This is a genomic window from Candidatus Hydrogenedentota bacterium, from assembly GCA_016791475.1.
In the GTDB taxonomy this organism is placed as follows: Bacteria; Hydrogenedentota; Hydrogenedentia; order Hydrogenedentales; family JAEUWI01; genus JAEUWI01.
In genome coordinates, this window is sequence record JAEUWI010000371.1 from 1 (window position 1) to 570 (window position 570).

The 570-nt window shown below is 65.4% G+C and carries 1 protein-coding gene; it reads left to right on the top strand.

Annotated elements, in window-relative coordinates; translation table 11 throughout:
• Window positions 1-483: PilZ domain-containing protein (locus tag JNK74_29740; GenBank protein MBL7650354.1), on the top strand; the 483-nt coding region annotated here is incomplete at its 5' end.
• Window positions 484-570: the final 87 nt, after the last annotated feature.

Here is a 570-nt window from a genome sequence, read left to right on the forward strand (position 1 = left end):
TGGCCGTCCTCCGCCTCTGCGCCGCCGCCGCAACCGCCTGACGCCCACGCCCGACCGATTCCCCCGGCCCGTTCAACACCCCGCGCCGAACGCGTTCAGGAAATCGAAGTAGTCGAAATCGTACACGCCGGTGTCGCCGTTGAAGTCGGCGGACGGGTCGTCGGCGAAGAAGGCGCGGAGGAAGCGCGCGTCAATGCCACCGTGCTCGACATCAGCGGCGGCGGCCTGGCGGTCATGGTGCCGCCGGACGGCACGCCCTTCGAACCGGACCGCGAATTCCGCAATTGCCGCATCAATCTGCCGGAGGTCGGCACCATCGAAACGCAAATGCGGGTGCGCAGCGTGTTCCGGATCAGCGGCAAGAACGGCAAACCGATGCTTCGCGCCGGTTGCCAATTCGTCCAGTTGCCGGATTCCCAGGTCTCGATGATCCAGCGCTTCATCCTGCGCGTCGAACGCGAACGGAATACCCGCGCCCGCTAAAAAAATGGCGGCCCGCAGGCCGCCCGAATCCCGATTCCTTGCGGAAGGAGGGAGGAGATCGAATCAGCGGTTGAGTTTGCGCATGCG